General features: G+C 44.8%; 18 protein-coding genes and 1 tRNA gene. 3 read left to right on the top strand and 16 right to left on the bottom strand.

Annotated elements, in window-relative coordinates; translation table 11 throughout:
- Nucleotides 1–3 precede the first annotated feature (3 nt).
- The 13 genes from KVT36_RS10270 to KVT36_RS10210 form a co-directional block, all read right to left on the bottom strand.
- Entirely contained in the window at nucleotides 4–468 is a 465-nt protein-coding gene (locus KVT36_RS10270; protein WP_217603402.1) for a universal stress protein, read from the bottom strand.
- Between the two features lie 39 nt (nucleotides 469–507).
- The gene (locus tag KVT36_RS10265; protein WP_217603401.1) at nucleotides 508–861 is read right to left on the bottom strand and encodes a DUF488 domain-containing protein; all 354 of its coding nucleotides are present in this window, start codon (nucleotides 859–861) and stop codon (nucleotides 508–510) included.
- Between the two features lie 297 nt (nucleotides 862–1,158).
- A complete protein-coding gene (locus KVT36_RS10260; RefSeq protein ID WP_217603400.1) occupies nucleotides 1,159–1,575 on the bottom strand; it encodes a cupin domain-containing protein in 417 nt (138 codons plus the stop codon).
- 552 nt (nucleotides 1,576–2,127) lie between these two features.
- The gene (locus tag KVT36_RS10255) at nucleotides 2,128–2,532 is read right to left on the bottom strand and encodes a cytochrome C (protein WP_217603399.1); all 405 of its coding nucleotides are present in this window, start codon (nucleotides 2,530–2,532) and stop codon (nucleotides 2,128–2,130) included.
- Complete coding sequence (locus KVT36_RS10250; RefSeq protein ID WP_217603398.1) at nucleotides 2,532–2,792, bottom strand: hypothetical protein; 261 nt, start codon at nucleotides 2,790–2,792, stop codon at nucleotides 2,532–2,534. The genes KVT36_RS10255 and KVT36_RS10250 overlap by 1 nt, the downstream gene beginning before the upstream one ends.
- 15 nt (nucleotides 2,793–2,807) lie before the next feature.
- Nucleotides 2,808–3,815, bottom strand: coding sequence for a cytochrome c (locus KVT36_RS10245; protein ID WP_217603397.1), 1,008 nt, complete (start codon nucleotides 3,813–3,815; stop codon nucleotides 2,808–2,810).
- A gap of 26 nt (nucleotides 3,816–3,841) precedes the next feature.
- The gene (locus tag KVT36_RS10240) at nucleotides 3,842–6,001 is read right to left on the bottom strand and encodes a cbb3-type cytochrome c oxidase subunit I (RefSeq protein ID WP_254639939.1); all 2,160 of its coding nucleotides are present in this window, start codon (nucleotides 5,999–6,001) and stop codon (nucleotides 3,842–3,844) included.
- A 693-nt stretch (nucleotides 6,002–6,694) separates the two neighbouring features.
- Nucleotides 6,695–6,781, bottom strand: a tRNA-Ser gene (locus tag KVT36_RS10235).
- 102 nt (nucleotides 6,782–6,883) lie between these two features.
- On the bottom strand, nucleotides 6,884–8,473 hold the full coding sequence (locus KVT36_RS10230) for a RagB/SusD family nutrient uptake outer membrane protein (protein ID WP_254639938.1): 1,590 nt from the start codon (nucleotides 8,471–8,473) through the stop codon (nucleotides 6,884–6,886).
- Between the two features lie 10 nt (nucleotides 8,474–8,483).
- A complete protein-coding gene (locus KVT36_RS10225; protein ID WP_217603483.1) occupies nucleotides 8,484–11,087 on the bottom strand; it encodes a SusC/RagA family TonB-linked outer membrane protein in 2,604 nt (867 codons plus the stop codon).
- Between the two features lie 18 nt (nucleotides 11,088–11,105).
- Complete coding sequence (locus KVT36_RS10220) at nucleotides 11,106–11,462, bottom strand: carboxypeptidase-like regulatory domain-containing protein (RefSeq protein WP_217603396.1); 357 nt, start codon at nucleotides 11,460–11,462, stop codon at nucleotides 11,106–11,108.
- Between the two features lie 275 nt (nucleotides 11,463–11,737).
- The gene (locus KVT36_RS10215; protein WP_217603395.1) at nucleotides 11,738–12,427 is read right to left on the bottom strand and encodes a basic secretory family protein; all 690 of its coding nucleotides are present in this window, start codon (nucleotides 12,425–12,427) and stop codon (nucleotides 11,738–11,740) included.
- Nucleotides 12,428–12,539: 112 nt separating this feature from the next.
- Nucleotides 12,540–13,226: a YceI family protein gene (locus KVT36_RS10210; protein ID WP_217603394.1), complete on the bottom strand. Its 687-nt coding sequence runs from the start codon at nucleotides 13,224–13,226 to the stop codon at nucleotides 12,540–12,542.
- Nucleotides 13,227–14,973: 1,747 nt separating this feature from the next.
- Here KVT36_RS10210 and KVT36_RS10205 point away from each other — a divergent pair.
- From KVT36_RS10205 to KVT36_RS10195, 3 genes are all read left to right on the top strand, one after another.
- Nucleotides 14,974–15,933: a YafY family protein gene (locus tag KVT36_RS10205; RefSeq protein ID WP_217603393.1), complete on the top strand. Its 960-nt coding sequence runs from the start codon at nucleotides 14,974–14,976 to the stop codon at nucleotides 15,931–15,933.
- Between the two features lie 94 nt (nucleotides 15,934–16,027).
- Entirely contained in the window at nucleotides 16,028–17,068 is a 1,041-nt protein-coding gene (locus KVT36_RS10200) for a DJ-1/PfpI family protein (RefSeq protein ID WP_217603392.1), read from the top strand.
- The gene (locus KVT36_RS10195) at nucleotides 17,065–17,514 is read left to right on the top strand and encodes a VOC family protein (RefSeq protein ID WP_217603391.1); all 450 of its coding nucleotides are present in this window, start codon (nucleotides 17,065–17,067) and stop codon (nucleotides 17,512–17,514) included. The genes KVT36_RS10200 and KVT36_RS10195 overlap by 4 nt, the downstream gene beginning before the upstream one ends.
- A 34-nt stretch (nucleotides 17,515–17,548) precedes the next feature.
- Here the strand turns inward: KVT36_RS10195 and rnc are convergent, their stop codons facing one another.
- The 3 genes from rnc to KVT36_RS10180 are packed head-to-tail and all read right to left on the bottom strand — an operon-like array spanning nucleotide 17,549 to nucleotide 19,790.
- Entirely contained in the window at nucleotides 17,549–18,268 is a 720-nt protein-coding gene (rnc, locus tag KVT36_RS10190) for a ribonuclease III (RefSeq protein WP_368670015.1), read from the bottom strand.
- Between the two features lie 7 nt (nucleotides 18,269–18,275).
- A complete protein-coding gene (gene fabF / locus KVT36_RS10185) occupies nucleotides 18,276–19,529 on the bottom strand; it encodes a beta-ketoacyl-ACP synthase II (RefSeq protein WP_217603389.1) in 1,254 nt (417 codons plus the stop codon).
- Nucleotides 19,530–19,553: 24 nt separating this feature from the next.
- Nucleotides 19,554–19,790: an acyl carrier protein gene (locus KVT36_RS10180; RefSeq protein WP_012788038.1), complete on the bottom strand. Its 237-nt coding sequence runs from the start codon at nucleotides 19,788–19,790 to the stop codon at nucleotides 19,554–19,556.
- Nucleotides 19,791–19,993 lie beyond the last annotated feature (203 nt).

Genomic DNA, 19,993 nt, shown 5'->3' with positions numbered 1-19,993 from the left:
TTATCAGATAGATTTAGTTGGTATAATCAATACAGGTATTGAAGTACGATGCAAAACGTATTCGGCCACGCTACCCATTAATATTTTTTCCAGTCCGCGCCGGCTATGGGTGCCCATAACAATTATATCGGCTTTTACTTCCTTTGCAGTATCCAATATCATTTCTCCGAAATCGCCGCTTTTTACAACTGTCTGTATTGTTTCGTCACCTAAATATTTTTTTGATTTATCCAGATACCCCTGTGCCACATTCTTTAATTCCTCAGTTAATGTTTGGGGCGTATTTAAGCTATTAAAACCCTCAAATCCCATGATAGGGGAATAATTTAGATCGGAGTAATAAGTAGCGCCTGCAGTTACATGCAACAAAACCGATTGTGCATTCATAGCTTTTGCTAAATAATAGCCCGTCTCTGCAACCTTCTGCGCAGTTGGATCATAGTCCAATGCAATTAATATCTTTTTCATTTTACTTTCTTTAGGGTTTAAACGAATCTTATCCACTATTCAGATGGAATTATCGCTCAGCCATTTTTTCAAAACAATCGCTTCATTGTGCTCCTCATCCTTTGCGCCGTAAACCAATGTAACTAACCCTTTTTTTATCTGTGCTTTCAGGGCAGCGATATTTTCCTTATTATCCTCAAGCTCCTTGCGATATCTTCCTTGAAATTCTTCCCATTTGCCTGGATCATGTCCAAACCATTTTCGAAGCTCTGTGCTGGGAGCCACGTCTTTCAGCCATAAATCGATCTCTGCTTTTTCTTTTGTAAGACCGCGCGGCCACAGCCTGTCTACAAGGATTCGATTGCCGTCTCCTTTCTCAGGCCTTTCATACACTCTTTTCATTTTTATTTTCATTGCCCGGGCATTTAGCTGTGAATGATGAATCATGCAGGAATAACGCCGTCTGCCACTGTCTCTGCTGTTGCATAGCCAGTGGCGGCTATCTTTTCATTTTCAGCTTTCACAACTTTATTCATCGTTTCCTGCACATCCCTGGGTGGATCTATCTCTTTCAATTAGAATACCCCCGCTTGCCGTTTTGACCGGGTAAAGAAATATCCCGGCGGTTTTCCAGCTAAGGGCTGCAATACATCATGTGTGACTTTACCAATTGAACCTGTCTTTACATTATACTGTTCCATGCCAATATTCTTACAAAGGATGCTGCTCATCTCCTGACGAGGTTGCAAGAGTTAGCAGAAAGATTGATTCCTGCAGCGCTTTTACGCTATGATGAATTCGCTCATGCAAGGCCAGCATCTGTCCTTTACTTAATTCAACCGATTGTTCATCCGTATTAAATTGTATCAGGCCCTCCAAAACCTGCACACTGATAATACCATCGGCAATATGCCTGGTCATTTCTGAACCCTGGTGCAAAGCAATAAGAACAATCCGCAGCCCACTGGTTTTAAAAACAGTTATAGCATTCCGTTTGCCATCCTTCCATGGTTTTTCTTCCCGGACCAGTTTCATAAATAACGGCAGATCGATGCTCACCAATTGGCCATCAATCATGCGGTCGCCTTCCGGGCGCTGCGAAGTAGAATCATTATACTTTTCATCCATTGCATTATAATTTAACTTGTTAATTCCGGAATAAGGGCTACAGCCAGGGCTGCGTATCTTCAGCTATACGGCTTTTGATGTTTTTTAGTGCTGGAGCTGCCAGGCTATTGATTACGATAAATCAATAACAGGCATGTGTACATCCACCTTTTTGCAAATGCATAGCTAATGGGCTATCGACGATAAGAGTTGAGCTATTGATTTGCCCGCCGATGACGATGCATGAAACAACCCAAGAACTGAGGATGTCAGGCCTGGAGAGGCGTACTAAAGTCTTTGAAATTGGAGATATAATATAACTTAATGCAGAAAGGAAAGAATTCTGCAAATGAACAGGTAAAAGAATCTGTCATATCAAGCACAATGTGCTTTTTATACGAACCGATAAGAATATTTATAATAATACCTGCCATGTTTCCAAATATACTAATAATTTATGGCAAATTAGCCAAGGTAGCCTAATTCAATAGTGTAAGCCCTTGAATACATATCCTATTCAATTTTAAAATACTACTACTATCAATATATCTTTTACGTAACTCATCGTACACATCAATTGATTGATAGGTAACTAATAAAGTAGTATGCAACCCATCCAACTATACCAATAATTAATATCCATACCCAGGAAGGAATGCTCTGAGGTGTTTCGCTACCTTCAATTAAAAACTTCTTTTGATCTCCTTTTCCATACGCATTGATCATTAATGGCAGCACCCCATCTACAACGTCATTTTCTTTGATCCCTTCAATAGCAATGGCGGGTCCGTTCCTTACTTCAAACGGTATTACGCGGATACCTTCTTTGCCCGTAGGATCTTTGCTTACAATTCTGAGAATATGGTTGCCATCAATTAACTTTCTGGTGTCCAGCTCAAAATGCACCGGCGATTCAAAACTGGCAATTGGCTGCCGCTCATCATCAATGAAAATGAATATGGTGCTGTTTTCTTTCATTATTCATAGTTTAACGCCATCCTTTTAATATGGTTTTCACTCTTTTCGCCAGGTGATAACAAGTATTTCACCGAAAAGAAAAGGGTTGCAAGCACAATTACCGCTGCAACTGCTATAATTAAATAATCCCATCCGCTTTGCGGGCCGCTGCCATGAGTAATGCCTTTCAGGATACCGGGCTGCTGCTTTTTACAGGCAGGACAGGAATAAGCTGTCCCAAACCCTGCAAGTAGTATCAATAAAAAAGGAATTCGTTTCATACCTGTTATTTATAATTATTTGGTAGTAGCATTTAGTTTCACAAATTCAATAAGCTTCTGAACCTCTTCCGGGCTGATTTGCCGGGCACTGTTGCCCCAGCTCGTTTTTTCATGATTCATTATAGCTGCAATTTCTTCGGCCGTTAAGCCCGCGTTAGTTCCCACCGCCGGCATTACGCCATAATTTTGCCTCGCATCGTAGCCATTCATGATAATGTTCACCATTAATTCTGCATTATCATCCAATACAATCGGGCTGCCTTTCAGAGAAGGAAATGCGCCAGGTAAACCTTCCCCATTGGCCTGGTGACAACTTTGACAATGAGTTGCATACAGCAAGGCTCCATCCACCGCCTTTTTCGGAGTTGCACCAGCTTGCTCTTTTTCTACGCTCTTATATAAAAATTCGGCAGCCGTACTGCCATCCGGCAATTTCGCTTGCTTCAGCGATTGCAGGTAAGCAACCAGGTAAAGGGCTTCCTTATCAGCCACTACTTTCCCTTCCTTTCCTTCGAGGTATTCTTCAGGCACATTAACAATTACGTCTCCCTTAGCAGGATCTTTTTTAATCGTGAACATCCAGGGATAAGCCGGCATAATGGATTCCTTCACCACTATTCTCGGATTATATAAATGAACGAGATTCCAGTCAGAGCTGGGTTGCCGTGAACCGATATTTGTAAGATCCGGACCAGTGCGTTCCGTACCCATCAGGGTAGCAGTGTTCCTCCAGATATCCGTGCGTTTATTGAGCGCATAATCAGCAGCCATACCCGGCCGGCCACCCCATATTTTATCCATATCAACATTACGCACCTGTTGTGTATGACAGCCTACACAACCATTGGCGATATAAACAGCCTTCCCTTTTATCGCCTGCTCACTTAATGGTTCTACGCCGGGCAATGGTTGGTTATTCTTTTGATTGTTTAATGCAGGAGTAATGGCTACCAGTATAGTAAGGCTAATAAAAAAAAGGGCTGCTGTGCTAAATAGCTTTTTATGGTTATCAAATAATTCCATGTTTCATATTCAACAAATGATGAAATCTAATTCTTTATCAATCCTTGCTCTAATTTTTTTAATGCTGCTTCTTTTACATCTGTAATTCCTCTGCTTGCCAGCATCCGATACACGTTATAAGCAAAAAAGATATGGGATAGCCACATAAGACTGCCGCCAATAGCTCTCCAGAGCCAATATGGAGCCATGTGGGTAACCGTATCGATAAAAGGCATACCTTTTACCCACATCCAACCGCGCATGGTGCTTCCATACATCAAAGGAATGGTGTAAAACAACAATCCAATTAATGCTAACCAGAAATGGGCGCCTACTGTAACTTGCGGTGGCTCCTTACCTGTAAGCCTTGGCACCACCGCGTATATGGCAGCCCACAGAAAGAATGAAATAATGCCATACATAGTAAGATGGGAGTGAGCAACCGTAAAATCAGTAAAGTGCCAGATCAAATTGGTTGAACGAAATGCTTCCGCAGTTCCCTGCATGGAGCCTGTAAAATAAAATACGATACCAATAAGGAAAAAAGGTAAGGTGTAGCTACCAGCCACTTTATGCCATGCGCCTTTAAATGTCAAAAGGAAATTGGTGGTACCTGCTACAACCGGTATGATCATACCTATACTACCGACAATAGCAACCGTTTGTAACCACCAGGGAATTGCACTAAAAACAAAATGGTGCGTTCCTATAACTGTATAAAACAGGATTTGCGTCCAGAAAGCGAGTATCCCCAGGCTATAGGAATAAATAGGTTTATTTAACTGCTGTGGAAGAAAATAATAAACTATACCCAGCGTAAACAACATAAACCACATGCCCACGCCCTGGTGCATGTAGTAACCTTGTACAATAGTCTCACCCAACCCGTTTTGCCACACAGGTATGTAGGCAGTTAACATTATGACTATGGCAAACATGACTGCAGCCACCATATACCAGTTGGAAATGTATATCTCCTTTGTTTTCCTCTTCGCAATGGTTTGCAGGAAATTAATTAACGTCAATACAACGCCTATCGCAAAAAGTAACATAACCGGCCAAATGTATTCCCGGTATTCCCCACCGCCATTATTAATACCAGCCATGAGACATATCGTGCCCATGACAACCGAAGCATTAATGAGGCAAAGCGCATACCATCCTTTCTTTAAACTGGCAAGCGCCGTATTACTTACCGTGGGTACAATATAATGGCCTAATCCCAGCATACCTAAGGACGCCCATCCCCAAAAAACAGCATTCGTGTGAACGGGCCGAAGACGGCCAAAGCTTAACCAGCTCAAATGGTCTGCATCGGGCGACACGAATTTAATGCCAAGATATTCACCTATTGTTGTTCCAAATAATAACCAAAAAGCGGCAGTACCGATGTACCATAAGATTAGTTTTGCCAGTTGTGGATCTATATTCGGCCGTTTAACCGCTTTCTTTTTAATTGCCACAAAGGTCAATCCACTGGCAGGACCGGCATTGCTGATCATTCCCTTTTCATCAGCTGCGGAAAAGGCACCTGCGAGTTCTGTATGTGAGAGCTGATAGTCAAGGGCTGCTTTACGCTTTTCCAAAGCCGTCACAGCTTCTTCGTTATCCAAACTGGAAATATAATCGGCCAGTTTATCTGCTTCTGCGAGGTTTCTCTTATTGCGGAATTGCCTGAATAGTCCCCTAACCTTCAAAAACATCAAAAGCACACCAATTGCAATTGGCGTCATAACTAAAATGATTGTGATAATAACACCTTCTTCACTTAGCAATGAATCTGGTTGGCCCTTATTATTCTGTGCAAAGAGCCCGGTTGTAGTTAATAATGAAACAATTGATAAAAATGCGCTTTTAAATTTAAGACCGTCAGACCCGCCTGCATCATTATCTTTAGAAGGATTGCGTTTTCTTTTCAGAATAATTTCAATTTCCCGGCTATCGAGATCCCGTAGGTAGTTGCCAAAATCTTTATCTTTAAAGCTGGCTTTCGTTTTCCTATTTTCACTTATCATCTCCTTCGTTTTCGCCAGCGTTGATATAGCGATTCCCAGAACAACAACCAGGAAGAGAATCAAAAAAATAAAAAGGCCGGCGTGACCTGCGCCTTTTGAAGTACCCTGTGCATTAACAGATAAAATAAAGAACAATTGCATAAAAGCAAGTGTGAACAAAATGCGCCATGTTTTATTAGCTCGCGTATTCATAAAATAAGACAATTTTGTCTTTTATTATTTCAAAAAAAACTAACTCTTCAAACACCTTATTCCTTTCATTACATAGATCTTATTGGAGTGTAAAGATACGGGAAATATAATAAAAGACATTTTTATCTTAATTAAGATAAAGTCGATGTGCCTTTGATCTTGAAGTTTGCTATACGTTGATTAAAAATTACGATAGAATATTACTTCGCATCTTATTTAGCGGATCTTGTCCGGTTTACCGGTAGCACCGGGCATTTAAACCGTCCTGAGGCTGTTCATCTTATTGTGGTTAGTGCTCATTTATTAAATCAAGGATTTGATATGAAAAAGATATCTAAAAAGGGATGGTTTATTTGGAGAATGATTCTTCTGATCTTATTATTAATATAATTATTATCAGTGTTTCAAACAATGATCAAAATATGTTATGGTTGTTAGTGGTCTTGATTCCTTTTTTTTGATAACATTGTACCGTTCGCGGCACACGAACCGGTTGCTGTTATATTCCACTAATTGCTTCAAGGCTATTACACAACACCCTCGCTTTGAATTGTTGTCCCATTCAATTTACCCCAATAATATCAGACAAGATAATAAACCAGAACAGTTGAGAAATAAAGAAACAGGCCAAAAAGAAAAAAGGTTGCTCATTCTCTGAGCAACCTTTTTTGAGAATACTGAAATCCCCTTTAGCGGAGAAGAAGGGATTCGAACCCTTGAAACCCTTTCGAGTTTACACACTTTCCAGGCGTGCCAGTTCAACCACTCCTGCACTTCTCCGGTTGAAAATTCCCAATTCAGGGACGCAAAAATAAGGTTTTTACCCACAATTCCAAAAAAAAGCCCGCCATGCTTTAACATGGCGGGCGGATATAGGCCTTATTACGGGTTCTGTATCAGGTTCGGGTTCTTATTCATCTCCTCCTGCGGTATAAAGAACAGCTTCCGGTTATCCCCGTTGGGCCGGTGCTGGAACCACTTTTTAGTAGTGAAAATACCAAAACGGATCAGGTCCTGCCGGCGGTGGCCTTCCGCCGCAAATTCCCAGCCCAGCTCATCCAGGAAACGGCCGTAGGTAACATCTGCCCCACCCTGCAGTTCGGTGATCTGCCCATTGTTCCAGTAACCATATTGGTAGCTGCTGCCTTTTTGAAGGTCTGCCACAGTAACTATGGCTTTGGCAGGCGTGGTGCTGGCAAATGCCCGCTGGCGTACCTGGGTTACCAATGCAGCAGCTTCCGCAGTCTGGCCGGCACGTAACAGGCATTCTGCCTTCATCATCAGCACATCTGCATAGCGGAATACGGGGAAGTCGTTGCTCAAAGAGCCTTTAGCCCCCACCTTGATCTCGTACTTACCGATCCGGTAACCTTCATTTGATTTACTTTTTTCTATGCTCTCCACATATTTTACATAGTCGATCACTTCCACTCCAGCCGGCGTTTTCTGCGGGCCCTGCAGCCAGGTATCTTTTAACCGGGTGTCAGCAGCATCATAGGTGTCAATGAACTGCGGCACCGCACAGTTACCTCCCCAGGGCTGCGCTTCCATGCGGAATACCTGCTGGCTCAGGGGATCCAGTGTTTTCATATGGATAATAAAGCCCAGTGCATTCACATCGTCATAAGGAATGGTAAAGATCAGCTCCCGGGATGTTTCATTATTGGTCTTAAAATTATCGCGGTACTGCGGCTCCAGCATATAACCTACCGTGCCGGCAGCCTGTATTATATCATTGCACTGCTGCAAACATTGCGGAAACGCTGCTGTACCGGTATACACCTGCGCATTCAGATATATTTTAGCCAGCAGTGTTTTAGCCGCCCATTTATTAAAACGGCCATACATGCCGGTACCGGCCGATTCGCGGAGCTGCGCCATATTATCATTCAGCTCCTTTACCATAAAATCATATACCTCCTGCCGCTTGCTTTGTTTAGGAACAGAAAGATCCTTGTAGTCAATGATCAATGGTACATTGCCAAAGTTGTCGCATAAAATATAGTAATAGTAAGTACGCAGCGCCTTCAGCTCTGCAAGCAGGCTTGGCTTTGCCGCCCCTACCGGCAGCTCGCCGGATTCAATTAATGAGATGGCGCGGTTGGCATTTACAACGCCAAGGTATACACGCCCCCATAATGAGCTGGGCTGTTCCTGCAAAGAGGTCCAGGTATGGCGATGCATACGCTGATAGGTGCCGCCATCATACCAGCCGTTAGGCCGCGCTGGTGTAATAATTTCATCAGCGCTTTCTTCCTGCAGGTCAAATAGCCCCATCCAGTCGGCCATTACAGGCCGCAAAGGGCTGTAGGCCTGCGCAATAATAGCAGCGGTATCTGATTCCTTGTAAGTAATATTTTCTTCCACGATCTCCGAAAAAGTTTCCGGATCCAGTTTGGTGCATGCGCTGCCTGTGAATAACATCACAGCTATCATCATCAAACCTGTATATATACAATGCCTGTTTTTCATAACTATTGTTTTAAAAAGTAAGGTTTACGCCTGCGGTAAAAGTGCGGGTGGTAGGGTACTTATCCCGCTCATCATCACCAGGCGCCAGGCCAATGCGGTTCACTTCCGGGTCAATACCTTTATAACCGGTAATGGTAGCCAGGTTCAGGGCTGCTACATAAATGCGGGCATTCCGTATATACTTTAAACCTTTGGTGTTGAAGTTGTAACCCAGGGTAACGTTATCTATCTTCCAGTAATCGCCATTCTCAATATAGTAGCTTACCAGCGCCAGGTCATCATTCAGCCGGGTTTTACCATATACTTTATCAAACGCAGTATTAAGCATGTTATACTGCACTACCTTCGGGTTCTCATAAAACAGCCGCTGAAAGTTCAGCACCTGGAAACCAAAAGCGCCGCGCATGGTAATGTTCAGGTCAAAGTTCTTATACTGCACCGTATTGTTCCATCCCAGGAAATGTTTGGGTAACCCGTTGCCCAGGATCTTTTTATCGTCCGGGCTTTTATCGGCGCTGGCTACAGGTTTGCCATCTTTTCCTTCAATGATCCAGCGGCCATTATCATCAATTCCAATAGACTTATACCCGTAAAAATTACCGATAGGTTTACCTACCTGCACACGATGGGTGGCTTCCTGTATAGGCTCCCCGGTGTAGCCGGCATCAAAGTAATCGTTGGTAGCGGCAAAGCTGCTGCTGGAAAGGGATACCAGCATGTTCTTGTTGGTGGAATAATTTAAGCCGGATGTCCACTGGAAATTTTTATTACGTACCGGTACAAAGTTCAGCAGCACCTCCAATCCGGTATTCCTGATCTGCGCGGCATTAGCCACAATCTCCGGCATGGGGTAAGGCGGCACCGGTACCTGGTAATCAAACAAGGCATCTTTTGTTAAACGGCGGTAAGCGTCTATGCTGCCATAAATGCGGCTGTCCATCAATGAAAAGTCCAGCCCTATATTATACTCCTCTTTCTTTTCCCACCGCAGGTCTGCATTGGGGTTGCGCACGGCATCCAGCCCCTGCACCCATACCCCGTTTACCAGGAAACGGTTGCCATAATTAAAGCTGCGCAGGGAAGCGTACAGGTCATCAGGAATAGTACCGGTAACGCCAAAGCCTGCACGAAGTTTCAGATCATCCAGCCAGGTAAGGCCGCTCATAAAAGATTCCTTGCTTACGCGCCATCCGAGGGACACAGCAGGGAATGTGCCCCAGCGGTTATTGCTGCCGAATTTGGTGGATCCTTCATGCCGCACACTGGCCAGCAACAGATACTTATCATCCCAGTTATAGCTTAACCTTCCGAAGAAACCAATCAGCTTCCATTTGTCCTTAAAGCTGCCCATAACGGCATCGCCTCGTTTTAAGGCATTGCCGGTTTCCATGCTGTTATAGGAATATTGATCCGTTGGGAAATCCCAGTTCTGCATATAAAAATTCTCCCGCGTATTATCCTGGTAGCTGTAACCACCCAATAAGCTCAAACGGTGCTTTTGAAAGCTGCGCGCATATTCCGTGGTAAATTCCAGCAGTTTATCACGCCGTTCCGAGTTGCCGCGGGAGGCATACCCATTGCGGTTATTTTTTACGGTAGATACATGTTTCTTGGTTTCTGCATACCCTCTTGTTTCCGACCATTGATTGCCGGACAGCAGCAGCTTAAACTTCAGGTCCTTAATGGGTTCCAGCGTAAGGCTGCCGTTCAGGCGCGTTTCCCTTTCATCATTTTGCCCGTATGATTCCATGAGGTAGGCCACCGGGTTATCATAGAAATAAATGTTACGTTCCAGCCAGTCGCCTTTTGAATTGCGCACGCTGTCTGTTGGGTTACGTATCAGCGCCTGCCGGTACACATAACTATTGAAGCTGTTGCCATCGCTAAAACCTCCTTCCCCGGCATCTACACCAGACCAGTAGGTGCGGCTGCGGGTGATCACATTCAGGTTGGCCTTCAGCTTGCCATCCAGCATACTGTGGTTCACATCCGCACGGCCGGTTACCTGCTTATTGTCGGAGTTAAGGAAAAGGCCCTGCCAGTTCCGGTAGTTAAATGATGCAGTTACATTGGTAGTGGCGCTGCCACCCTGGAAGCTAAGATTATGTGTATGGCTCACCGGGGTGCGTGTAATTTCCTTCAGCCAGTCGGTAGAGGCGCCGTAATCTACAAAGTCAATGCCTTCCTTGATCAGCCGGCGGTAATCATCCCCGGTTAAAAATTCGGGGCGGCGGGCAATGGTTTGCACACTTACATAACCATCGTACTGCACAGTAGGCCGCATGTCGCCATGCAGCTTTTTAGTGGTGATCAGGATTACGCCATTGGTGCCGCGCGTACCGTAAATAGCCGCTGCAGAACCGTCTTTCAGCACATCAATGGACTCAATATCTTCCGGCGCTACTGTATTTAAAGTACCGGGAATGCCATCTATCAATACCAGGGGTGAGGTGCCTGCCTTTAAGGTAGTATTTCCGCGCAGCTGTATCTGTGTATTCTCTGTAGGGTTGCCGCTGGGGGTGGATATAGTTAACCCGGCTACTTTACCCTGTATCAGCTGTGCAGCATCGCGTACCGCCCCTTTTACAAAGTTCTCTGATTTTACACTGGCAATAGCGCGGGTAACATCGCCTTAACGCGCCGAACCAAAACCTACTACTACTACTTCATTCAAACCAACTTCGGTTGATTCCAGCTGTATATCCACGGTGGAACGCCCATTCAGCGGCATCTCCACGGTTTTCATACCCGTAAACTTAAAGATCAGTGTTTTGCTGCCGGCAGGTGCAGTAAGTGTATAATGACCGGTTACATCCGTAATGCTGCCGGTATTGGTGCCGGCTACCGACACGCTGACGCCTGGCAGCGGATTGCCTTCCTTTGCATCTGTGACCTTACCGGATACCGGTATACCCTGTGCCAGCAGGTACCCCGATGCAAATAACCACGGTATTAATAACAGCGTGGCCTTAACGTGAAATAAGCGCATGTCCATATGTTTTAATGGTAAAAAAGCTACATGAATTACAGTACCGGCTAATTATGCCCCGGGCCGATGCTGGTCTGCTTCCTTTGGTTGAATGTTCAGTACTATCTGTGAGACTAAAATTACATAGTAAAATAAGTGTCTATGTCACACTAATTAACCGATTGTTTGCGAAAATTAACTGCCTGCAACCTTGATAAGATATTCCGGGGGCTAAAAAACGGGAACGCCGGTACAGGTAACCTGCACCGGCGTTCTTAATTTATATATCTATTACCTTATAATTCCGGGTTTTGCGCGTAGCTGCTCCACAGCTCATCCAGGCTTTTACCGGTTAAGGTTTGCCAGATCTGCGGGGTGTATTTCTGGTTGCGCATGCTGTCATCCAGCACTTTTACAATACCAGGTTTTACTTTCTTTTCCAGCCACGCCAGGAAGCGGGCAGTAGTGCGGTAGCTTTGTGTATAATTCTGTGCGGGTGAGTAAGACGGCAGCTGCCAGTTAGCGCCTGCATTATCTATTCCAAACGCATAACGTACATAATCTGCAATACCCTCTGTTAACCAGCCGGGTTCAGGACTCGGATAGTTCTGTACAATGTGCATTACTTCGTGTGTAACCACATCTATATCTTCCGGGTGCTTGCGGAACCATTCAGGGCTAAGGCTTACCACGCCGCTGCTGGCATCGGTAGCCGCCACCCCTTCATATTCAGGGTTTATTATAAAGGTTACTTTCCGCAAGGTTTTTTTATTGAACGTGTCGGCTAGCTTAGGATATACTTTAAAAAATGCATCTTCCAGCTTTTGCTTTACCTCCGGGTTAAAGGTGGAGTCTTTGTTCACCACCAGCAGTGTATAGCGGCCATGCTGGATCTTATCGCGGTTATTGTATTTACTGATGTTCTGTGCTTGCACAGTCAGCATAGGCAAGAGCAGGGCGGGTACCCCCATTAACCATTTACTCATAGTTTTTAGTTTAATCTGCTTGTATATTGGTTGGCGCAACCAAGATAGCTGCTTTCTTCCAGCCGCGCAACAAGCAGATCAAACCTCCCACCGGCAAATGATATGATACAAATTACTGTGCGCTGGCCAGCAAGGTTATATCCAGGTCAAAATCATCATAGATCGCTTTATGGCCCAGGTTTTCAAAAAAGCTTTTTGAGCGGAACTTAATATCATATTTGGTACGGTCTATTTTCACCAATGCTTTGGCGCTAAGCTTACTGCCATTAATAACAACCGTTGCAGGAAAGCTTAGGTCATGGGTAATGCCTTTAATGGTAAGCTTACCTGTAACCGTATGCTGGTTAGCGCTTACCGCTGTTACACTGTTAACAGTAAAATTAGCGGCAGGGAATTTTTCCACTGCAAAAAAATCATCGCTTTTTAAATGTCTGGTCAGTTTGGCATTGCTGTCTGCATCTTTCAGATCAGTAACCGTAATAGAGCGGGTATCCAGCTCAAAGCTGCCGCGCTGCAGCTGGTTACTATCCAGCTCCAGGGTACCCTTGCTGATACGGATACTGCCGGTGTGCTGCCCGTTTACTTTCCTGGCTGTCCAGATCAGGGTGCTGTTGGTTTTATCTACCAGGAAAACGGTGGACTTAACAGCGGTGCTGCTGCCAAATAAACGGTTGCTGTGCTGCACGGTACCGCTAGTAAAAGGACTGAGCTTATTTACCTGTGTTACGGTTGACTGTACAGTATATGCGATGAGTATAACGATTACGCCTATAGAGGCAAAAGAAGCTGCGTATTGCATAAAAAAGGATTGACTGCCCCTGTTACAAATACCTGCAAGGCTACCGTAGCAGCCCCGCAGGCCTAACAACAGAGAACAAAAGTTAAACGTTGGTTCTGGATCCTTACTTAGTATATTATTTTAGTAAGATGGTATGAAAGGAAAAGTTGCATTCAGCAACAACAGGTCATACAGCCGGAAAATGAGGTCAGTAAAGGTTTTGAAGGCATGTTAGTTAATTTATAGGTGCTGGTTTTTATAAATCAACTAATTAATGGTGGTGATTAATTAGGGTGGTGATACAAATATAAAAGAGGCTTATTGAATTACCAAATAATATCCTACAAAATTTGTAGACTAATAAAAATAACAGCATAAAATGTAAGAGCCGGATAGACATCAAGCTCCGTCAAGCTATCCATTAAGACACAACGTTTAGTAAAAAACGGATGATGTATGAGATCATCCGATAAGTTTAAGGTGATGCCTGCTTATCCCCAAAAAGGAAGCCTGATGAATATCAGGCTCATTCCCTATTTGGTTTAACCATTAAAAGACACAAAATGATTCTTGCAAACATTCACATGACAATGACAATATGTTAACCCGTAACAATACGTACGGTAAAAGAATTTTATGCGGGGCCGTTATGATGAGGACTGCTGTTTATTTCGTTTTATTTATTTGTGCTCTGAAAGCAGCCATAAAAAATGTCCCCCCTTCCAGATATGGCCGGGTAATGATTTTTTAAATGCAGTACCCCAATATTTTGAACTCAAATAAACAGCTATTCCTGAACCGGAAGATGGGTTGATTATCTCCCTCGTTTCAGGACCGAAATTAAACAGATTCTAATTTTTAATATGTTAATCATCGGTTAACGTAAAAAGATTTTAACCTGTATTTTATGTTTTCTGAAATGCCCTGTGATAGCGGATTACAGGTCAATTATAATAAAGTGCGGCCGGGCTGCAGCCGCTCACTGCTGTCCCTGTGCAGTAGGTAATAAATAGCTGTTTATGGATGAACATGTTTGCTCTTTTTTACCGCCAGGTTTGAAGCTATTTGCGCAACATCCGTCTACGGAATTTTAGCGCCTTAGCATTTGCAACCGGCATCATTGTTCTTACAATGCATCACCCATTCAAAACATCGGCTTTAACAAGAAAACATCATCTGCAGGAAATATTTCTTGGAGCATTATCCATTCCAAAGCATTCGTCTTAACAAACATCATCGCTCCTAAGAACAGGAATTGTAAGAGGACCTGACCGCTCTGCCCCCCAGGGTAACAACCAGTACCGCCGCGGTATCCAGGGGTTTTATCATATCACGAAAGTGTTATCCCCTATCAAAAAAAATAGCGCTGCTGCTTCAAAAAAAGTTGAAAAAAATTTCAGCAACAGGCTAAAATCGTTAACACTATTTAACACTCGTACGTTTGCGGGGAAAATTGCGTGTAAAAAAAAGGTCCCCGCAAAAAATTGCAGGGACTTACCATTTAACCTATATTCTGTACTGTAGCATCAAAACTTTAAAATATCTTCAGGGGAAAACGATGTAAAATTGCTCAGTATCAATTATTTATAATTTCCTCGGGAAAGTTGCTATCTATCAGACAGCCCATTTGACGAAAGGTTTAATCTGTAAAAAAATTTTTTTTAGTTTCTCTCTCGAATTGTCCCACCTAAAGATATAATAATTGGGAATATCATGTATACGGAATGTGATATAATAAGGTTGCCAGGGAAACATTAAATTGCATTTCATGAACCGCATAGACCGCCTTTCCGCTATACTCATCCAGCTCCAGGGTAAAAAGATTGTTAAAGCCGCCGAAATAGCGGAACGGTTTAACATTAGCCTGCGCACCGTGTACCGCGATGTAAAGGCCCTGCAGGAATCCGGTGTGCCCATAGGAGCAGAGGCCGGCACCGGTTATTATATAGTAGAAGGCTATCACCTCCCGCCCGTAATGTTTAACCGGGAAGAAGCCGCAGCCCTGCTTACCGGCGAAAAGCTGATGGAACAATTCAGCGACCGCTCCAACCGGCAGCAGTTCAGCAGCGCTATGCAAAAAATAAGGGCGGTGCTGCGCGGCAGCGAAAAAGATTTCCTGGAAGTGCTGGATGAGAATATTGCCGTAGTACGTAACCACGCACCGCAGCTGGATGAATTTCCCAACCGCTTTCTTACAGATATACAACAAGCCCTGGGCAAACAGCAGGTGCTGCAGCTGGAATACCGCGCCGCGCACACCAGTGAGTTCACCAAAAGAGAAGTAGAGCCCATCGGCATTTATCATAACAACAATACCTGGTACCTGATTGCCTGGTGCCTGCTGCGCCGCGACTACCGCAACTTCCGTACGGACCGTATCCGTAACCTGCACCTCACCAACAGCAGCTACGATAAATCCAAACACATTTCCCTGCAGGAATTTATGGAGCGCCATAACTCAGAACCTGCGCCCAGCCATACCTACAAGGTATGTTTCAACCAGCGGGTAGCGCGTTACCTGGGCAGCCAGAAATATTACTACGGGCTGGTAGAAGAAAAAGCAGACGACCAGCATGTAACGCTTACGTTCATGAACAGCTACCCGCTTGAATATTTTGCACGCTGGATCTTAATGTGGGGCAACGATGTAACCATCATCACTCCGGATGAGCTGACCGAACGTATGCAGGAGCTTACGCGGCAGCTGGTCACTCATTATAATATCTAAACCGCACCTCCCTTCAAAATTCTTTTGCTGCTGCTGACATAACATTGTCACTCCCCCTGTGTTGCTTTACATACGGTATTAAAAAACTGATGTTATGCAGCCAGCTAAAAATTGCTACCTGTTTGTTTTTGATGGTTATTCCGACTGGGAACCTGCGCTTGCCCTATATGGTTTAAACACCTTTACCAGTGTGGAGGTGATCACCTTTTCTGAAGATGGGAAACCGGTTACTTCCGGCGGAGGCATTGTGTTAAACCCTGCTAAAAGCCTGGCAGATGTGGATGCTGCAGCTGTTGACTTTTTACTGTTGCCCGGCGGCAATTCAATGGAAAATGGCAAACACCGGGAGCTCATTCCCCTGATAACACAGCTGGTGCAGGCGCAAAAGCCCCTGGCCGCTATTTGCGGCGCCACTGTTTTCCTGGCCCGCCATGGTTTCCTGGATCATGTGCAGCATACCAGCAATGATCTGCAGTTATTAAAAACACGGGTGCCGGGTTATAAGGCAGCAAAGCATTATGTGCAGGCGCCGGTTATCACCGACCAGCATATTATTACGGCTACCGGCACTGCCATGGTAGAATTTACACAGGCCATTTACCAGGAGCTGGGATTAGCACAGCACGAGAACCTGTCTTTCTGGTTACAGTTCTTTCTGAAAAGCGGTGCCCCGCAAATTGAGCACATAGCCCCTTTCCGCTTCTTTTACCGCAGCTACTACACCAACCTGGCCGGTATGATGGGTTTAGTGCGCATGGCTCCCAAAGAGCTGGTACGGGCCGCAATAGCGAACGACCTGGAGCTGGCCGGCCCGCAGCACTGGCATTACTATGGTTTTAACGGCGACCCGGAAAGTTATTTCACCCTGGAAATAGGCGTGCCGGTAACCACCCTGAAAGAAGTACCGGCCCCTTATGCCTGTAAAACCGTACCGGCTTTCCAGTGTGTAAGCATGCAGCACAACGGCGATTGGGATAACCTGCATGAGACCTATGAAAAACTGATTAACGGTATGCTGTCAGCCGGCCTGCCCATGAGCGGCCATAACAGGGAACAATACATTCACTGCGACTTTGAACACCCTGCGGCTAACATTACGCGGGTACAGGTAGGTATTAAAACTGATCCCGCATGAAAATGCACATCTGGCTACCCTGGATCCTGGTAATAGCCCTTTGGATGAATAACAATAAACTAAAACATCGTGTAATGAATACTAACAAGATCCTTTGCATCGACAACTTTTTCCTGCCGGCTAATAACCTGCAGGAAAGCCGCCGGTTTTACGCCAATACCCTGGGATTGGGCGTACACTTTGATTTTTCAGAAAAAGGATTGCTGGCATTCCGGGTAGGGAATGATGAAGCAGCCATTATCTTAAAAGACAGCTCCAGGTTCCCGGATGCCAGGCCGGCTATTTTATTACAGGTATCAGACGTACAGGAGCTGTATGCCACGTTATCAGGAAAAGGAGTGCCCTTTACCAAAAAGCCCTATCGTATTAATACCGGTTGGGCAGCAGAGTTACAGGACCCGGCCGGGAATGTGATCGGTATTACGGATTATGACGGGGAAAAATAAAAGTGCAGAAAATGATCTGGTGACAAGGAATAATTTATTCTCCCAGCCCTAAGAGGTCTATGGCTTGCTGGGCAGCTATCTGGCTGGCATCTTTCTTATTAAAGGCTTTGCCGCTGCAGATCAGCTCTCCATCTACCACCGCACCTACGGTAAAAATACGGCGGCCGTTGTCCATCTGCTCTTCCAGCAGCTCAAACTCCAGCACCTTACCGTTCTTATTGGCCCAGCCGTAAAGCTTGTTCTTGTGGTTCATTTCCACGCTTTCCAGCAATTCCAGGTCAATGTAGGGCAGGATAATGCGTTTGTACACGAACTGTTTGGTACGGTTATAACCTTTATCCAGGTATACCGCGCCTACCAGGGCTTCCAGGGTATTGCCAAAGATCTGGCTGATCTTAAGAAAGCTGTTGTATTTATCGTAAATGGTGAGCTTGCGCAGGCCCATTTTGATGGCTATTTCATTCAGCTGCTGGCGGTTCACGATCTTGGAACGCATTTCAGTTAAATAGCCTTCTGTTTTGTAGGGGTATTTGCGGAACAGGTAATCGCCTATAATGGCGCCCAAAATGGCATCACCCAGGTATTCCAGCCTTTCATTGCTTTCCAGGAACTTTTCTTTGCTGGAGCGGTGGCTAAGGGCCACTTCGTACAATGAGAAGTTACCTGGCGCAAAGCCAAGCAGGTTGTAAAGGTCTTTGTAAAGTTGCCTTTTCCTGGTTACGAAGCGATATAAAAATCCTGGCAGTAATTTCACAACACAATCAAGCAACAAATTTTTTGAAAATAACGGAGGCATTATGGCCGCCGAAGCCAAAGGTATTACTTAATGCAGCGTTGACAGCTCTTTTTTGTGCGACGTTAAAAGTAAAGTTCAAGCGGGCGTCCAGTATAGGATCGTCGGTAAAGTGATTAATGGTAGGAGGTATAATGCCGTCAATAATAGACATGATGGCTGCTATGGATTCCACTGCGCCGGCTGCGCCCAGTAAATGCCCGGTCATGGATTTGGTTGCGCTGATGTTTAATTTGTATGCGTGCTCTCCAAAAACCTGCTGAATGGCTTTTACCTCTGCCACATCGCCCAAAGGCGTAGAGGTGCCGTGCACATTAATATAATCAATATCCTGGTTGCTCATCCCGGCATCTTCCAATGCCAGCCGCATTACATTCATAGCCCCCAGTCCTTCCGGGTGCGGTGCTGTAATATGGTGGGCATCAGCCGTGGCGGCTCCTCCCGCTAACTCTACATAGATCTTGGCGCCCCTGGCTATCGCATGTTCATATGACTCCAGCACCAGTGCGCCTGCTCCTTCGCCCATTACAAAACCATCCCTGTCAAGGTCAAAAGGCCGCGAAGCAATTTTAGGATCATCATTTCTTTCAGACAAAGCCTTCATAGCATTAAACCCACCTACACAAGCTTCGTTGATCACGTCTTCAGAACCACCGGTGATCATTATATCAGCCTTCCCGTAACGGATCTGGTACATGGCTTCAATAATAGCGTTGGTAGAGGAGGCGCAGGCAGAGACCACTGAGAAATTAGGTCCCCGGAACCCGTGCCGGATAGAAATGTGGCCGGCTGCTATGTCAGTGATCAGGCGCGTAATCAGAAAAGGGCTGAAACGTGGTGTTCCATCCCCCAGGTAGAAATCTCTCATTTCATGACAGAAATTGATCATTCCCCCTACGCCTGTCCCCCAGATAACACCTACCCTGTTTATATCCACAGTGTGACGGCTGATGTTGGCATCCTGTACAGCATGGTCCGCAGTAATAACGGCCGTTTGGGTAAACGGATCCATTTTGCGCGCTTCCTTTTTGTCAAGATATTGGGTGGGATCAAAATTTTTCAGTTCGCAAGCAAAACGGGTTTTAAACTTGGAAGCATCAAATTGTCTGATAAAATCGGCGCCGGATACACCGTTCGTCAACCCCTGCCAGTAATCCTGAACGGAATTGCCGAGCGGTGTAAGCGCGCCTAAACCTGTAACGACTACGCGTTTTGGTTGCATTAAAACAATTCTGGTTAAGTAGGATTATTTTACATGTTCTTCCAGGTAAGCTACGGCCTGGCCAACAGTAGTAATAGTTTCAGCTTGTTCGTCAGGAATGGAGATGTTAAATTCTTTTTCGAATTCCATGATCAGTTCTACCGTATCCAAAGAGTCAGCACCTAAGTCGTTGGTAAAGCTGGCTTCAGGAGTTACCTCGGCTTCGTCAACGCCCAATTTGTCAATGATGATCTTTTTAACTCTTGATGCAATGTCTGACATAATTTTAAGTGTTTTTGGTTTAAAACTTGACTGCAAAAATATAATTTTTATTGAATTGGCAACTACGCATCTAAATTTTCACACATACGCAACGGTGAGAATGCCCGCAAACCCTGTGTGGGCACCGCTTTCGCAGGATTATTATTATTAATATGCATTTCACCCCATAACCCATTTTGGCCGTTATTCCAGGAAAATGGCTG

Origin of the sequence: Chitinophaga sp. GbtcB8, assembly GCF_019091455.1 — a bacterium.
GTDB lineage: Bacteria > Bacteroidota > Bacteroidia > Chitinophagales > Chitinophagaceae > Chitinophaga.
This window is presented reverse-complemented; position numbering and strand designations above follow the sequence as displayed.

Coding starts and splice junctions, on each gene's coding strand:
- KVT36_RS10270 (WP_217603402.1), bottom strand. CDS start 468: ATGAAAAAGATATTAATTGCATTGGACTATGATCCAACTGCGCAGAAG.
- KVT36_RS10265 (WP_217603401.1), bottom strand. CDS start 861: ATGAAAATAAAAATGAAAAGAGTGTATGAAAGGCCTGAGAAAGGAGAC.
- KVT36_RS10260 (WP_217603400.1), bottom strand. CDS start 1,575: ATGGATGAAAAGTATAATGATTCTACTTCGCAGCGCCCGGAAGGCGAC.
- KVT36_RS10255 (WP_217603399.1), bottom strand. CDS start 2,532: ATGAAAGAAAACAGCACCATATTCATTTTCATTGATGATGAGCGGCAG.
- KVT36_RS10250 (WP_217603398.1), bottom strand. CDS start 2,792: ATGAAACGAATTCCTTTTTTATTGATACTACTTGCAGGGTTTGGGACA.
- KVT36_RS10245 (WP_217603397.1), bottom strand. CDS start 3,815: ATGGAATTATTTGATAACCATAAAAAGCTATTTAGCACAGCAGCCCTT.
- KVT36_RS10240 (WP_254639939.1), bottom strand. CDS start 6,001: ATGAATACGCGAGCTAATAAAACATGGCGCATTTTGTTCACACTTGCT.
- KVT36_RS10230 (WP_254639938.1), bottom strand. CDS start 8,473: ATGAAAAACAGGCATTGTATATATACAGGTTTGATGATGATAGCTGTG.
- KVT36_RS10220 (WP_217603396.1), bottom strand. CDS start 11,462: ATGCGCTTATTTCACGTTAAGGCCACGCTGTTATTAATACCGTGGTTA.
- KVT36_RS10215 (WP_217603395.1), bottom strand. CDS start 12,427: ATGAGTAAATGGTTAATGGGGGTACCCGCCCTGCTCTTGCCTATGCTG.
- KVT36_RS10210 (WP_217603394.1), bottom strand. CDS start 13,226: ATGCAATACGCAGCTTCTTTTGCCTCTATAGGCGTAATCGTTATACTC.
- KVT36_RS10205 (WP_217603393.1), top strand. CDS start 14,974: ATGAACCGCATAGACCGCCTTTCCGCTATACTCATCCAGCTCCAGGGT.
- KVT36_RS10200 (WP_217603392.1), top strand. CDS start 16,028: ATGCAGCCAGCTAAAAATTGCTACCTGTTTGTTTTTGATGGTTATTCC.
- KVT36_RS10195 (WP_217603391.1), top strand. CDS start 17,065: ATGAAAATGCACATCTGGCTACCCTGGATCCTGGTAATAGCCCTTTGG.
- fabF (WP_217603389.1), bottom strand. CDS start 19,529: ATGCAACCAAAACGCGTAGTCGTTACAGGTTTAGGCGCGCTTACACCG.
- KVT36_RS10180 (WP_012788038.1), bottom strand. CDS start 19,790: ATGTCAGACATTGCATCAAGAGTTAAAAAGATCATCATTGACAAATTG.